Raw genomic sequence first — 15,056 nt, forward strand, 5'->3', positions numbered from 1 at the left:
ACTGCTCACTCTGCATCGGGATAGCGCTCTGTATACACCTGATACACATGTGCGGAACCGCCGAGTTTAAACACACCACTCCCTACAAGCCACACGGTACACGCATCAAAGCGCGATCACGGTGTCGCCTTTTCCCTCATTATTACGAGAAAGCCTTATGAAAATCGCGCCCCAGACGTTTGCCGTACAGCCGCATCCGGTCGCGCAGCAGTCCGGTCAGAACAGTGAAGCGCCAGAACATTCGAGAGCCAAACGATCACTGACTCAGACAATCACACAGTGGCCTGTGAATCCGCTACAGCCCTCCCCTACGGATGCACGTTTTCAACGCATCCAGGAACAAAGCAAACACCTTGTGCAGAAAAGCGACAGTGAAATGGCAAGCCAGTATTGCGCTGCATTGATGTTGCTGGATCATCACAAGACGTCAGTGAGAAAAAATGCTGATCAACCTCCAACGGTCACTGACATTCCAGCGTTTTCCACCTTCGGCCAGGCGTGGGCACTCTTCACGCAGGCGCTCAAACAAGAGCCATTTGCACGCTATGCCAAAGACAACAACATCGATATCTCAAGCCTGAGGTGGTTCCCTTCTGCGGATTCGATGGAGTGCAGCATCAACGGCAAAATTCAACTCTTCTCGCGTAATACGCCTGGTTGGAAAGAAGCCTCCGCTGCTGTTGCGGCTGCGGCAAAAGAAGTGGCCGCCGGTCGACTTGAATCGTTCCAGTACACCGGCGAACACAACGCGCCCATTGACGTGGTGGGTAACTTCTATGGCGAAGATCCCGTGAACCATCGAGGCGAACTGCTCAGTTCGATCAGCGACTTACAGTACAGCGATAAATTCAAATCCCTGATGCCCTTCAACGGCCCACTTACGCCGCAAATCACGCGCGTCAGGGCGGCACAAGCCGAAGTAGAAAACGCCATCGCCACGGCAACCTATAGCCATACCAGGGGGATAGCGGACGCTAACCGCACGCCGACACCTTCGGAACGTGTCGAGGAAGCCGACCGGGAAGTTGCTCGCCTGGTCAGCAGAATAGTGACACACAAAGCCATAAACCCCGGCACCGGCGCTAATGGGGGCATCATCGGCACGCCTGAAGACTCATCCTATGGACAGGCAGTGCAAGCCTATAAAGAGGCCCTCTCCGGCGACGCGTTTAAGCGCTTCATGCACGCACAAAATCTAGATCCCCGAAGTGTACATATCAATTTGGATGGAAGTCTGTTGGCCTTGGGACCAGACTCAGACGGCAGCCTCAAATGGCTGACATTCCCCGCTGAATATGCACCGTGGGCAGCCGTTCAACCTGACATCTTGAAAGCGGCCCGCGAGATAGGAGGTAGCGGGCCGATGGGCTTACCGAACTACAACTTCGTAGAGGATCGCTACCCGATGGCGGGCATCATGGAGTTTTACGGAGTCCGCGAGCATTACGGCTCACCGCAGTGGCTCGAACAAAACGCGGGGCTCATTCGCGACGGTTTCCCCGCCCTGCTCAAAAACAATCCTCCGAACGACGCCCCCTCCCTTGCGGTTCGCGAACGCCAACAGACAGCCAAGCAGCGCCTGACGCGCCTCCAAGGCCTGCCATCTCCAAGCGTCCAGACGCCCACGCCACCGTTCAGACGCAACCTGGTCGACGCGGCTATACCCACGCCACCGCCCGTTGGGTCCGTGGACATCATCGGCCAGCGTCTGTTTGAAGGGGAACCGAACAGGCAAACAGTGGTAGCCGGATTGCTCAAGGACGCCATCAGCAAGGCATCGCCCGCACTGAATGTGGATGTGCAGCAGTTGGCCTTCGCCGTCCCCGACCCGGCCAATCCCGGTCAATTCCTGGAAACACCGCTGATGGAGTTGGCCATTAACCACGTAGAAGGCGCTGATGCTCCGGTGTTCAGGAGTGACGGCAAGTTTGTCGACACCCGCGCGGATGTACAAGCACGTACCGGCGACCCTGCGGGCACCGCGCTCGACATCGATAAAGCGGCTGTCCAACAGGCCATCAGCCAGTTGCCAGGTAAACTGAACGAAGCACTTCAGACAGCCAGGCTCGATTATTGGGGCAGGCCACCGTTCAATGACCCCATTCCTGGTTCAGGCACCGACACGTCAGTGAGTGTCACGCCCATTTTCGCCGGAGACCGCCGGTTGATGCTCAGTGACCTGGTACGTAACAACCTGCGCCTGGCCAGCATCAAGCAACCGGGGCTGGATGACGAGCAACGCGAAACCCTGGACATGCTCGTGAGGTATCCCCAGGGCTCGACACGCCCCAAACTGGCGGATGATTCTGAAGTAGCCGTGCACATGCTGGCCAGCACCGAGAATAACCATTCAGGCACCCCGGAGTTTCAAACCCCCAACCTGGTTATCGAACGCAAGGTCGCAGGGCGCACGATCGTATTGGTCAGCGAACCGAGCGGCAAGGTAACCCCTTATGCCTCCTTGGCTGCCGTCAAAGACAAATGGGACCAACACCTCGAACAGGCAAGACCACACGAAACATTCAGCACCCACTTGACCAAGGTAGACGTCGATGCGTTCTATATCCAGGCGAACATCATTATCAACGGGCATGAAGCAAAAGCAGTGGCCACCGAGCCAACACTGCTCGACACGCAGCGACCGGATCGCTCTCAGCACAAGGTGTCCGATTGGATAAAAAATACCTCCGATGCCAACCGCTTCATCTTGCACGACCTCGTCCTGGAACTGGCGGGTTATATGTACCACCACAAAGAGCAAAGCTATAACAGCGGTATCCCGGACATCCGTACTTTTATCCAGAGCCAATTAAACGCGCTCTCACCGCCTCCCGTCCCCTATGACATCAATGATGTGGAAGTGGTATTCCACACGCCGTATGCCGTGCCGGTCAGCGGGTTTGGAGCCATCCAAACCACCAGGATGCCCCTCAGCGACGCCTTCATTCAAAACCTTGCAGGACTACCGGGCGGTCGCATAGAGGTTCGTCACAAACCGACCGGGGCATTGATACCCGCCTTGGGGCAAGAGGGTGCTCTCAAAGAACTGATTCAAAAAATAGATGCCGGCAAAAACTATCCCGAGCTGCTTAAACGCGAGTTGCTCAACGACCCCGCCAAAAAGACAGAACGTCAATTACGCTTTGCGCAACAAGTGCCAATCGAGTTGAAGATGAAAGCCTTGGAGCTGACCAGTAAAGGCGCTGAGGGGTTTGATAACGCCATGGGTTACCGGTACCTCCAGGCAATACTTGACCCCACGCCGGGGAAAAAGTATGTCAATGGCAACGAGATCACGATGCGTCCCTTGGCGTTCGAACGCGAGCCGGGCGCCACGCCCGATGTCGTCGAAAACATGTTCCTGATCGAACCCAAGGACAGCTCGGTAGGCCCGCATATTCTCTATCGCCCCTTGATAGCAGAAGAGCCCTTGCTACAGTTTCCTTCGCGCCAGGCGTTAATGGAGGCACTGCGTAAAACAAAGTCGCTCCAAGATGACGTAGTTGCCTGGCTACCTGATGAAGCGACCCGCACCATTTATGATCACGGTGGTTTCAGCGAGCCCCATCTACCGAGAAACAGAGTGTTTATCGATGAATTCACGTTACCGCGCAGGCCTGCCGCCCCAACGTTGGCGACCAACGGCGATGCCATCGACAAACTTGCAGAGAAGGTGCAATCCGGGCAACTGATGGACTACCTCTACGATGCCAACGCCAACGCCCTGGCAACATTGGCCGAGCGCCAATCGGTGTCCAATTCGCAAAGCCGTTGGGCGACCTTCAAAGAAGGCGGCTTCCTGCTGCTCAACGCAATACTGCCGGCCCTTCGCGGGCCTGCGGCCGTTGTGGGCCTGGCACTGCAGACCCAGGGCATCCTCGGCGATCTTAAAACCTTGGCCAGTGAAAAGGAGGGCAACAAGGACGCGGCCATGGCGGATCTGTTGGCCAACCTGGCATCGTTGGTGCTTCATTCCAGTGTGCGGCGACAATCCAAACCGGCAAGCGTTGCCCCACCGAGGCAGGTGCCGCCCAACCCCCCCATAACGGTCGTTGAAAACAATCATTTACCCACCACCGAAGTAACAACCTCGACTGCAACAGATGGAACACAATATCGCCCCATCATTGAAGCCTTCCAAAAAGACGGATTACTGATCAGAACCCTTCAGCTCAGGAACGCGCATCTGGAGTTTCATAACACCGGTGAGAACCTTGACAGCATTCGTGCGCAGGGCGAGGCCAATAGAGGACACGGCGGGCTGCGCAAATGGAGCCTGGCTCAAGCAGACTTGTTGCCCAACTACTACAAAATGGGTGACAACGCTGGAGCCCTGCCGCGAAACATGGCCATCCTGGCGCTGCCGGAAAAACTCCAGGACAACATCACGGCCATACATGAAAAAGACGCCTTCTCTGGGAACATCCAGGCCGACACGCGATACCTGGGGCGGGAGAAGGCCCGTGAAGGCATGCAAGGCTTATTGAATGACCTGAAGAACCAACAAGGCGAGCACCCCGGCAGCGCGCTTGAAAACAGCGAAATACAGACGGTAGGCGTGCCACCCGATGCACTGGTCGGCCTGGTTTTCTATGGTTCAAACGGTCAGACCTGGGAGGCCGCCAAGCCACAGTTCCAGAAAGCCATTAACCGAGCCGGCCCTGAGTTCGATGGGAAGTCATACCCTGTCTTTACCTACAAGGTAGAGGGCGGAAAAACCAAGCTGGAATACCTCGAAACACTGAAGGTTGATACCAAGACCGGCTAGCAACACCCTTTTGCCGGCCAACGCGCGTTAATCAAACCACTCCCGCCGCCCCTCGAACGTACCGACGATCAGCTCGACGATCATCTGCACCGCTTCGGGGTGGCGCACCTGCGCATTCACCGCCAGCCACACCTGGCGCTGCATGCGCTCGGCCAACAGCCCCGGTAACGCCACCAGCCCCCGGTCGAAGCTGCTCATATAATGGGGCAGCAAACCGATGCAGGCGCCGCAGCGGATCATCTCCAGCATCAGCGAATAGGCATGCACCTGCACCACCGCCGCCAGGCGCTGTTGCACCACCTGGTTCCACGGCTGCAGAGCCTCGACCTGGGCGTCCGGCTGCCATTGCACCAGCATGTAGTCGGCCAGGTCTTCCACGCTGTCCGGGCGCGTGATCAGCCGTGAATAGCGCTTGGCGATATGCGGCAGGTACTGCAATCGCGCCAGCGCCCGCGGCGGTTCGGTGACGAAGCTCGGGCCGGACACCTGGCCGTCGGTGTCCGCCAGCCACAGCACCACGTCCACGTCCACCGCTTGCAGTGACAAGTGGCTGTCGAGGGAGATGATCTCCAGGCGCACGCTGGCATTGCGGCGCAGCAAGGCGATCAGGTCGCGGCCGAGGATGTCGTGAAGGATCGGCTCGGCCACCGCCAGGCGAATCAGCGGCTGTTCCAGTACCGGCAGGTGCCGTTCGTGGGCCAGGGCGGTCAGTTGGGCCTGCAATTGCTGGCCGTCGCGGCTGAGCACCAGGCCATTGCCCTGGTAGCTGAACAGCGCATGGCGCAGGTGTTCCTCCAGCTGGGCCAGGCGCTTGCGCAACAGGGTTGCCTTGATATTCAGGCTGCGCGCGGCCTGCATGAAACAGCCGCAGCGCGCACTCACCAGAAAGTAGCGTGCCACCTCCGGATCGATCTCACTGGCCAGGGCCAACCAGGCACTGCGTGGCTCGGAGGGTGCGCGATAAGCAGAGGGCCCCTGTGGGGCAGACGGTTCGAGAAATGCCATGGGAGACTCCCTGTCTGGTTGGTCTGTGCATCCAATGCGGGTTGAGGCGTGTTACTCCAGCACTTTGTTCAACTCGGCGCCGTCGATACTCAAGGTCGCGGTGTTGAGCATGCCTTCCAGGTAGGCCTTGGCGATCTGTTCCTGGCGCTGGGCGCGCAGGGCCTGGGTCAGGCGTTCACGCAGCTCGTCCAGGGTGGCGGTACGCGCCGGCTGCTGGCCGATGAGCTTGAGCACATGGAACCCGGCCGGACTTTGCACCACGTCCGAGACCGCACCGACCTTGAGCCGCGCCACCGCGCCGCGCACTTCCGGCACCAGTTGCTGCAACGGCTGCATCCCCGAGTCACCACCGCGCGCGGCGCTGTCGGGGTCCTGGGAAAACTGCGTGGCCAGGGCGGCAAAATCAGCCGGCGCGGCCTGGGCCTTGCGGCTCAGTTCCTGGGCCTGACGCCGTACGGCGTCGAGGGTTTGCGGGTCATTCACCGCGAGGAAAATCTGGCTCACCTGGTACAACGGCGGCGTCACCCATTGCGCCTTGCCGCTGTCGTAGGCCTGTTGCAGTTCGGCGGCGCTGGGGTAGTCCGCCGGCACCTGGCTGACCGAGAGCATGTAGTCGCGAAACACGATCTGCTCGGTAGCGGTGCGGGTCTGCTGCTCCACCTCCGGGCGCTGGCGCCAGCCCTGGGCGTCGGCCTGTTCGAGCACAGCCTTTTGCGCCAGCCGCGAGCGAATCCAGGTTTCCAGGGCGCCACGGTTGCCGCGCAGTTGCTCGCGGGATTCGGCCGGCAGGCTGGCCAGCACGCTTTTCAGCTCCGGCAGGTCGATCTGCTGATTGCCCAGGCGCGCCACCGCCGGCCCACTCGCTGCCGGATTGATCACCGGCGCCGGTTGCTGCGCCGCCACCGGGTCACTGCCCGGTCGCAGGCTCAAGCCCACCGCCACCACCAGCAAGGCCAGCGCCCCCGCGCCGACCATCAGGGTTGGCTTTTTCACAGGACCGCCGCCCCTTCACCCACCGCGGCGGCCTGCAACTGCGCGGCCTGCTGGCTGTACTCACGCAGGTAGACGATAAATTCCTGCAACAGGCGGTCCCACAATTCCAGCTGGCTGCGCAGGTGCGTGGCGCCAACGCCAGCCACCACCACGTCCATTTCCATCAGCAGGAACTCACCCTGCACCGACAACCGCGCAAAGCGCCGCGAGGCGTTCCATACCGGGGCCAGGCCTTCGGGCAACTCACCCTGCACCCGCAGCGCGCAGCTGTAGGTGAAATCCACATAGCTGCCCTGCTCCGCCGCCGGGTTACCAAAGCGCACGGCGAAGCCAATGCCCTGGCTGGCGCTGAGCAATTGCACGATGCCGTTCTGTTCGCTCTGGTTAACCCGGTAGCCGGCGTCCTGCAACAGTTCGGTAAGGCTCTGGACGGTGACGCTGGTGATCAATTCGCTCATGGTGATTTCTTCCTTGTCTATCAGTGATTGGCAGTTGCCTGGGGCGCATCAAAACGGCTCTTGTACAGATCATCGCCAAAACCCTGGGCCAGTTCCTCGAACTTCACCCGGGCGCTGCTGGCGAACGGCTGGCGAATGCTCATCACCTCGGCCACATCGATTTTTTCGTAGGCCGCGAGCAGTTGCTGGGCCACGCCGTACATCTGTTGATTCTTGACTGAACATTGCTGCACTTGTGTGTCACGTTCGCTTAAGGCCGCCTGCAAGCGCGCGCGCTCGGCTTCCTTGCCCTTGGCCAGCACCAGCAGTTCGTCATAGGCCTTCTTGAACTTGCCGATCTGCTCGTTGCTCGCCGCTACCTGGGCCTGCGCCTGGCTGTGCAGGCTCTGTTGCTGGCCGGCCAGTTGCTCAGCCGTGCCACGGGCCTTTTCCAGCTCGGCCGTCAGTTGCTTGATTTGCGCCTGGGCCTGCTTGGCCTGGTTTTCGGCGGCCAGCCGTGCGGCACTGGCCTGGGCCTGTTCGCTTTGCAGCGCCTGCAATTGCTGGGTGGTGCTGCGCAATTGCGTCCGCAGGCGTTCCTCCATGCCTTCGGCCGACGCGCCGGTGGACACCAGCAGCAGTAGCAGCGCGCAGATTCGAGTGTTCATGTGGCATCTCCCTGCGCATCAAAAGCGCGTGTTGAGTTCCAGTTGCATCACATCGACTTCGAACGGCTGGCCGTACACTTCGGAGGCGCTCAACCAACGCGCACTGGCGTAGATATTCTTGTCGATACCGTAGTTGCCGCCGATGAAATAACCCTTGGCGTTGGTGCCGCCCAGGTGGAACGACGAGTCGTTGAAGCCGTCGGGCAAGGCGTCGGGCTGTATGTACTTGTAGCCGGCCAACACGTTCCAGTCGCCGCGCTTGCGCATCTCCAGGGCGCTGCCGAGGGTGAACGAGACCATCAGCGCATTGCCGCCACTTTCAAACTGGCCATTACTGTTGAGGTTGTTGACGATCTCGCCTTCGCTGCGCTTGAGCATCTCGCCCTTGTCGTAGGCCAGGTTGTGGATGAAGTTCGCCTGGCTGCGCAGCTTGAAGTCGCTCGGCAGTTCGCTGTCCCAGACCAGGTTGAGGTCCAGCACATCGAACTTGGACGCCAGGCCTACGTATTGCGGGTCGGGCGTGCGGACAGGATCAGCCGGGTTGGTGGTGTTGTTGCGCAGGTTGAACACGGTGTTGCCTTTTTGCATGAAGGCCACACGTGTGCCGTCGGTGTCGCAACCCGCCGCGCCCTGCCAGGTGGAGCAAGGACTGGAGCGCTCGCCTTCGATGTCCTGGAACTGGTAGTAGGCAGCGGCGAGCTTGAGACGGTTACTGCGGTTGATCTTCCAGTCGGCGCCAATCTGCCCGCCAAACAACCATTTGGTGTCGCTGTCTTCCTTGTCGATGCCATTGGTGCTGGCGGTGTCGGAGGTGTATTCGACCGGGAAGGCGCCGAGGGTACCGAACAGGCCCCACTCGCTGTTGAGGCTGTGGTTGAAGATCGCCGCCACGCCGTCGAAGTTGAGGTCGTTGGAATACATCATGTCGGTGGAATAGAACGGGTTGCCGATGCGCCCGGCGGTCAACGTCATGTAGTCGGTGGTTTTCCAGCTCAGGTAACCCTGGTCGAGCCAGATGTCCTTTTTGCCAAAGCCGCCGCCCAGGGTCTGGGTGGTGGACACCGGGTTATTGTCCGAGCCGGTGGCGATACGAATGCCGGCGGTCCATTCGGGCGAGATCACCGCTTTCATGCCCAGGCGTGCACGCAGGCGGAACAGGTTTTCGCGGTCCTCGCGGGTGTTGATCAGCGGTGGGAACTTGGTGTTGGAGTTTTTGTTGACGTCGTACGGGCCCGTATCATTGAGCTTGGCGAAGTCGGTGATGTTGTTGCTGTTGTTGCCCGAGAAGTAGCGCGACTCGTCACGCAGACGAATATCGCCATCAAAGCTGATGCGCGAGATCCAGTCGGGGAAGGTATTGGGCTGCGCCCAGTTTTCCTTCTTGGCGGTGGACATGACTTCGGCTTTGACCTGGTCGCGGATCTGGTCGCGCACCGCCTGCGGCACGTACTGCACGCGCACATCGCCAGGCGCGGTCGCCGGGCCGCTGGCGACCACCGGCGCGGCATTGGCCTGGCGGGCCTGCTGGGCTTCTTTTTCGGCCTGGGCGATCAGCCCATTGGCGGTGTCCTGGGTCAGCACACCTTGCTGCACCAGCAGGCGGATCAGGTTGATGGTGACGTTTTCCGAAGGCGCAACCGGGGCTGCCGCGGCTTGCCCGACCAGGGTCGCGATGACCATGCCAACCGCCAGGGTCAGTCGATTCACGGGGGAAATCATGTGTACGCAACTCCTGTAAAAACCGTAGATAAGAGGTTTCGTGCAATCAATCCGGGCGCCGGCCCTTGAGGGACAGGCGCATGGGCAGCGTCAGCGACGCCGGAGGTTTCTGTGTGGCACGCGGCGCTCGGATCAACGCGAGCATCTGCGCGTCGGTCTCGGCATCCCCGCTGGACTTGGCCACCACGGCCTTCGTCACCTGGCCATCGGCGCCCAACCACAGGTCTATCTGTATCGAGAACGCCTTCTTGCGCAGCTCAGGGTCTTCGCGCATCAGGCGCTGATACGTACCGGCGAGGTACTGTTTGTACGTGCCGGTCCCCAGCCCACCGCCGCCACTGCCGGCCATGCCGCCGCCCTTGCCGGCACCGATGTTGAAGCCGTCGTTGCCGGACTGCGCATCGCCGTCGATCTGCATCGGGTTGGCCAGGTCTTCATTCGGTGAAGGCGGTGCTTCCTCGGCCGGCTTGACCTCTTCGGGCTCGGGGCTCGGCACCGGCTCCGGGACTTTCTCTTCAACCTGGGGCTCGGGCTCCTTGGGCTTTTCCGGGGGCGGCGGCGGCAGTGGCGGCAACGGGATAATCGTCGGCACCTTCGGCGCTTCACGGCGTACGCCACTCATGTCATTGGCCCACTGCCAGAGAAACCAGGCCGCCACGGCGCCCAGCAACAGGCCGGCGCCCCACTTCAACGGGCGCAACGGCGGTTTGTTCTTCACCGGCAATGGCGCGATCGGGATCTGTGCGGTCATGACTCAGCCCTGGCTCGGTTTGCCGGTGACCAGCCCGACCTGGGACAGCTCCAGCCGACGCAGCAGGTCGAGCACCTCGATGACCTTCTGGTACTGCACCATCGCATCGCCGCGCACGATCACCGGGAAGTCCGGGTTCAGCGCTTTCTCGATGCGCAGGCGTTCTTCCAGTTCGCCGAGGGTCACCGGGTACGCGTCGAGGAACACCTGGCCGCCGTCGTTCACGGAAATGGCCTTGGTCTTGGCCTCCGACAGCGACACCGAGGCGCTGGCCTTGGGCAGGTGAATCTGGATCCCCGAAACCTGGGCGGTGGCGGTGAGGATAAACATCACCAGCACCACCATCAGCACGTCCACCAGGGGCGTGATGTTGATGCTGTCAACGGCGGCATCATCGTCATCGTCGTGGGAGGCATTTACGGAAGCCATGGCGATTCTCCTCAGGCCGGAACCGATGCGTGATGGTCGCGACGGTGCGCGGTTTCACTGTGCTGGCTCTCGCCGTGCATCTCCGCCAGACGGGTGATGAACTCGTCGACGAACACCCGCATGTCGGCGCTGACTTCCTTGTTACGCGTGATCAGGCGGTTGTAGCCAAACAACGCGGGGATTGCGACGAACAGGCCCATGGCCGTGGCCAGCAAGGCCGCCGCCATGCCTGGGGCGATGGCGTTGATGTTCACGTCGCCGGCCATGGCCGTGCCGAGGAACACCACCATGATCCCCAGCACCGTACCGAGCAGGCCGATGTACGGGCCGCCGGCGATGGCGTTGGACAGGGTCGACAACTTGGAACTCAGGGCCTGGTTCTCACGGGTGCGCACGCCGTCCATGGAGCAGCGGATCGCTTCGATGGTCGCCGCCGACACCGACGAAGTGTCGGCGCCCTGGGCACGCCGGGTGCGGATCTCCTTGACCGCCACCAGGTACAGGCGCCACAGCGAAGAATGGCTCAGGCGCTCAGCCAACTGCGCGTCGTCGGCATACATCTCCAGGCGCGTGCCGATCTGGGCGAAGTGCTCGCGGAACACTTCGTTGGCACTGCTCAAACGGCTGACCTGGCGGTTCTTGCGCAACATGATGACCCACGACTGGAACATCATCGCCACCAGCACCAGGATGATCACCCAGGCGTCCACCGGCACGGCGTTGAGCAAAAAGCCCAGGCTGCCGAAACCGAAACCGGACTGTTCTTCATCCACGCCGTAGGCCACCAGTTTCGACTCGGCGCCCTGGGCACTCGCGTCAGCCAGCAACAGCGCGGCCGGGCGTGCCACCTTGGACAGGCGCAGCTCATCCAGGGCCCCGGCGAACGGCAGGTGCGTGCTGCCGGCTTCCGGCAGGTCGGCGCCGATCGCCAGTTGCGTGTTGAACGCGGGCATGGCCACGGCGAGGTTGGCGGTTTCACGGCCATTCATGTACAGCGTGACCTTGTCACCCTCGGCGGTGAACGCCAGGTGCTGCCATTGACCAGGGTTCAGGGGTTGGGTCGACACCGCGCGCTGGCCGTCGATCTCCACAAACGGCGAACCCTGGTTCAGGCCCAGCAACAGGCTGTGGGCGCCGTCACGCCGGGCCAGCACGATTTGCTCGCCACTGGCCTGATCCAGGCGCAGCCAGGCGCTGAAGGTGAAGGCAGCGCCGGCGGCGTGTTGCAGCGACGGGCTGGCCGGCAACAGCAGCGGCTGGCCGGCGAACTGCAAGGCGCGGCCGATCACGCCGTCGATGCTCGCGCCGGTGGCGTTCAACGCGGTGTTGGCGTAGGCCGTGGTGTCCCGTGGCGGCGTCGCGTTGGCGCCATCGAAGTGATAGAGCGCGGTGTAATTCGGGTCGAAAGTCAGTTGGCCGTTAGCGGTGGCCGGGGCCTTCTGGTTGCCGTAGTACATCCAGATGTCCTGGCGCTGGCCGCCTTCGACCTTGGGCACATCGACCCAGATCAACGCCATGCCCATCAATGGGTCGAAGCTTTCGATCTGGTGATTGAACACGGTCTTGTCATCGGCACTCACAAAGCGCAGGTCGGCGCCGTCGTCCTTGACCCCGTCAAAGGTGAAGTTGCCGGTGTGCAGGCGCACCAGCAACGCGGTGCGGCCCAGGGCCTGATTGATCGCGGCGCCTTGGGCGGTGGTGTCCACCGAAATCTGTTTGCGGTAGTGCCAATCGTCCTGCCACCAGGCATGGGCGGTGGCCGGGAGCGCGAAGCCCAGGCAGATCAACAGGCTCAGGAATAGGCGTTGCATGGGTGAAGTCTCCGGAAGAAAAAGTCAGAAAGTCGCCTGCACACTGAAGTGCAGTCGCGAGTCCTGTTTCTGGGTGTTCGGTCCATCGAGCAGCGGGTAACCCCAGTCCAGGCTGCCGGACAACCACTTGCTCAAACTGGCGCGGGTGCCAAGGCCGACACTGGCCAGGCTGTATTCGTCTTCTTGCTCGGGCAGCGGGTCGTGCAGGCGCATGCGCGCACCTTCGGCGAACGCATAGAAGCGCCACTCCTGCACGTAGCTGCCGAGGAACTTGGCCAGGGACGGCGTGCGCAGTTCCTGGGAGAGCAAATACCCCTCGTCCCCGGTGCGCTCGGCCGCCAGGTAGCCGCGCACCGAGGTGGCGCCGCCGGCGGAATACTGCTCGTTGGACACCAGCGGCCCGGAGGCCAACTGGAAAGCGCCCTTGGAGGCCGACTGCCAATCGTTGGCGAAGGTGTAGGTGTAATTCAGGTCACCCTTGAGCACGGCGAAACTGGCGCTGGCCTTGTAGCGCTTGTAATCGAACTCTTCGGCGTCGCTGCCGTAGCCAAAGAATGCACGGGTGCCCACCACCAGGTTCAAGCCCAGCCCCAACTGGGATTGCTCGGTGTAGCGATAGCCGTTGTAGCCCAGGGTGAACGGTGCGTACTTGAGCGGTACCTGGTCGCTGCTGGAGCCGAACTTCATCTGCTCGTCAAAATCCTTGAAGTCCACACCGAACGAGAACGAGTTGGCCCAATTACCCGCCGCCGGCAAGCTGTAGATGGCGGACACGCCATAGGAGTGGCCCTTGCCCAACACGTTGCTGCCGCCGATGGTGGCAATGTTGCTGTCGGACTGGTAACCGGAGAACTGCAAGGTCCAGCGTTCGTTCAACGGCGCACTGTAGGAGCCCGACCAGACCTTGGCGTTCTCGGTGTCCTGAGGCGCGGTGAAGTAGGTCAGGGAAATGCTGTGGCCCAGTTGCCAGAGGTTGTCGTAGCCCAGGGTGGCGACCGAGCGCAGCTTTTCGGTGTCGGCGCTGTAGTCGTTGTTCAGGCCGAGGCTGGCGTGCCAGGGGTTCTGGTCTTCGACCTGCAGGTCCACGTCCATGGTGCCGGGGCGCTGGCCTTCGCGTACCAGTGGCGTAACCTGCCGACCGGCACTGCGGTTGAGCCCGGCCAGTTGGGTTTGCACCGTGGTGAAATCCGGCACCGCGCCTTCCTTGAGCCCCGGCACTTCGTCGCGGATCTCCACCGGCGAGTAGTGCTTGGCGCCAACCACACGCACACGGCCCACCTTGGTCTCGCTGACCTGCAGATAGACGATGCCGTCATCGACCTTCTGCTCCGGCAGCTCGACAAACACCGACTGATAGCCACGCGCCTGGTAGATCTTCTGCAACGCATCGCGCGCGCCTTCGATATCGTCCAGGGTCTTTTGCGGGCCGAGAAACGGGTACACCGCCTCCTCGATCGTCGCCGCATCGAGCACGGTATTGCCGCGCACGAAGTACTCGTTGACGTCCACCTTGCGCGCCGGGGCCTCATCGCCCTCCTCGGCCCACACCGGTGGCGCCAGGACGCCCAGCGTCAGGCAGCACAACGCCAGCGTTGATTTGAACAGATGCTCCACACCGCCCCCTAACTGTCTAAGATTTTTCGCCGTCGCCGATTGCACGGCGTCTGGCCTGCTCAATTACTGCTGGTCGAAAGATGGCTGTGCCGCGCCAGCCAGGTGTGCAGCAAGGCGAAGTTCAGGGAGAACTCCGGCATGTGCAGCAAGGCGCCGCAGAACACTTCACCGATGATGGTCTGGATCAACTGCACGGCCTGCGGGTTGTTCAACAGGCTGGCGATGTCGCGCTGCAGGACGTGGATGCTCCACACCTTCTGATTCAGCTCCAGGCCGACGAACCAGCGGAACAGCAGGTTGTAGTTCAGTTGCTCGTGCAGCTGCTGTTCGCTGGGCACCGAATACAGCAGTTGCAGCAGCAGGATCTGCACCACGGTCTGCGGCGCGATCAACATGCCCGGCTCGGCCTGGAGCAGGTCGCGGTGCTGCTCGAGCACCTCGTCGATCTGCGGGCGCAACAACACCAGCGAATGCCCTGCCGGGATGTAGCTGGACACTTCCTTCAACGCGCCCTGCCAGTCGTCCTGGGAGACGATCCACACCCACGGCGCGCCGTAGCGGTACACCGAAACCGGCTTCTTGCGCGCGGCCTCGACGATCTTCGACAGGCGCTGGTCGAGCTCCTGCATGCCGACTTTCGAGTAACGTTCCATAGTTCCCATTGCCCCACTCCTGGCGTCCCGCTGACGGCTGGGGAGGCGGCTTGTGGCGGCCTCCAGCGCGTTACATAGGCAAGACGGAAGTGGCGATGAGCTACCGAACTTTTGTCATGAAAGCTTCATTTGGAATTGTGAGGGGGGCAATTTTTCGGGAGGCTGCTTTGGCGGCCCTAGAGCTGAGCGGAGTTGTGCCCGGTGTACT

General features: G+C 61.4%; 10 protein-coding genes and 1 pseudogene. 1 reads left to right on the plus strand and 10 read right to left on the minus strand.

What is annotated here, in order from left to right; all coding sequences use genetic code 11:
• The first annotated feature begins 157 nt into the window (after positions 1–157).
• Positions 158–4,768, plus strand: coding sequence for a dermonecrotic toxin domain-containing protein (locus ACHPFG_RS18470; protein ID WP_431700085.1), 4,611 nt, complete (start codon positions 158–160; stop codon positions 4,766–4,768).
• Between the two features lie 27 nt (positions 4,769–4,795).
• On the opposite strand, the gene ACHPFG_RS18475 is transcribed toward ACHPFG_RS18470, so the two are convergent.
• The 10 genes and pseudogenes from ACHPFG_RS18475 to ACHPFG_RS18520 all read right to left on the minus strand — a co-directional run.
• Positions 4,796–5,773 carry a LysR family transcriptional regulator gene (locus ACHPFG_RS18475; RefSeq protein WP_431700086.1) on the minus strand — a complete coding sequence of 326 codons (978 nt, stop codon included), beginning with the start codon at positions 5,771–5,773 and terminating at the stop codon, positions 4,796–4,798.
• A 51-nt stretch (positions 5,774–5,824) separates the two neighbouring features.
• Positions 5,825–6,766 (minus strand): peptidylprolyl isomerase, encoded by a 942-nt coding sequence (locus ACHPFG_RS18480; protein ID WP_431700087.1) that lies wholly within the window; start codon positions 6,764–6,766, stop codon positions 5,825–5,827.
• Entirely contained in the window at positions 6,763–7,224 is a 462-nt protein-coding gene (locus ACHPFG_RS18485; protein WP_167655409.1) for a YbjN domain-containing protein, read from the minus strand. The genes ACHPFG_RS18480 and ACHPFG_RS18485 overlap by 4 nt, the downstream gene beginning before the upstream one ends.
• A 20-nt stretch (positions 7,225–7,244) precedes the next feature.
• A complete protein-coding gene (locus tag ACHPFG_RS18490; RefSeq protein WP_167655408.1) occupies positions 7,245–7,871 on the minus strand; it encodes a DNA repair protein in 627 nt (208 codons plus the stop codon).
• An 18-nt stretch (positions 7,872–7,889) separates the two neighbouring features.
• Positions 7,890–9,590: a putative porin gene (locus ACHPFG_RS18495; RefSeq protein WP_431700088.1), complete on the minus strand. Its 1,701-nt coding sequence runs from the start codon at positions 9,588–9,590 to the stop codon at positions 7,890–7,892.
• Between the two features lie 46 nt (positions 9,591–9,636).
• Positions 9,637–10,341, minus strand: coding sequence for an energy transducer TonB family protein (locus ACHPFG_RS18500; protein ID WP_131700694.1), 705 nt, complete (start codon positions 10,339–10,341; stop codon positions 9,637–9,639).
• A gap of 3 nt (positions 10,342–10,344) precedes the next feature.
• Positions 10,345–10,770, minus strand: a complete 426-nt coding sequence (locus tag ACHPFG_RS18505; protein WP_010211136.1) for an ExbD/TolR family protein — start codon at positions 10,768–10,770, stop codon at positions 10,345–10,347.
• 11 nt (positions 10,771–10,781) lie between these two features.
• Positions 10,782–12,581: a DUF2341 domain-containing protein gene (locus ACHPFG_RS18510; RefSeq protein WP_431700089.1), complete on the minus strand. Its 1,800-nt coding sequence runs from the start codon at positions 12,579–12,581 to the stop codon at positions 10,782–10,784.
• A 24-nt stretch (positions 12,582–12,605) separates the two neighbouring features.
• The gene (locus ACHPFG_RS18515; protein WP_431700090.1) at positions 12,606–14,195 is read right to left on the minus strand and encodes a ShlB/FhaC/HecB family hemolysin secretion/activation protein; all 1,590 of its coding nucleotides are present in this window, start codon (positions 14,193–14,195) and stop codon (positions 12,606–12,608) included.
• A gap of 265 nt (positions 14,196–14,460) precedes the next feature.
• Positions 14,461–14,557 (minus strand): annotated as a pseudogene (locus ACHPFG_RS18520) (transposase); the annotation flags it as partial.
• Between the last annotated feature and the right edge of the window lie 499 nt (positions 14,558–15,056).

The sequence above is a fragment of the Pseudomonas sp. BR20 genome, from assembly GCF_050780135.1.
GTDB lineage: Bacteria > Pseudomonadota > Gammaproteobacteria > Pseudomonadales > Pseudomonadaceae > Aquipseudomonas.